1 protein-coding gene is annotated in these 591 nt (G+C 70.1%); it reads right to left on the bottom strand.

Translation table 11 applies throughout. The features are described from left to right. A partial coding sequence (locus tag F6S12_RS32675; RefSeq protein ID WP_315869978.1) for a hypothetical protein occupies nucleotides 1-591 on the bottom strand: 591 nt, incomplete at both ends.

Genomic DNA, 591 nt, shown 5'->3' with positions numbered 1-591 from the left:
GCCAGCGATCGCGGTCTTCGGTCAGGTGCTGGCCAACGATCAGGTCCAGGTCCAGGTGCTGGCCCAGATGCAGGCGCGGGCCGGCCTGCCAGCCCTGTTCGCCGCCGCGTTGGCCGTAGCGCTCGGCAATCAGGGTCAGGCTCTGGGCCAGGTCGTACTCCAGCCCGCTGCCCCAGGCCCAGCGGTGGCTCTGGTCGCCGTCGTCATAGGCGTGGGCCCAGCCGGCATTCAGGTTCAGGCGCAGGCTGGCAACAGGGCTGAAGGTCAGTGGCAGGGCGAGGTCGCCACCGTCGAAGCTGTGGCTGCGGTTCAGGGCCCAGTGGGCGGAGCCGGCCAGGGCCAGTTGCAGGCCCAGGTCTTCACGGTCCAGTAGGGCCAGCTTGACCTGGGGGCTGAGCTGGGTCTCGCCCTGGCCGTCGGCCTGCTGGCGCTGCATCGCGGCCCCCAGTTGCACCCAGGGCAGTTGGCTGAAGGTGCAGGCCGGGGCCACCACGCTGGTGTGGCTGGAGCCCTGGTGGCGGGTGCTCTGGTACCAGACATCGACATTGCATTCCCCGGGAGCGTTGATGGCGCCGTCGTCCACCACGTAGG

It is taken from the genome of Pseudomonas sp. JV245A, assembly GCF_032424515.1.
Classification (GTDB): domain Bacteria; phylum Pseudomonadota; class Gammaproteobacteria; order Pseudomonadales; family Pseudomonadaceae; genus Aquipseudomonas; species Aquipseudomonas protegens.
The sequence above is the reverse complement of the archived record's forward strand: the minus strand, read 5'-3'. Positions and strand labels throughout refer to the sequence as shown.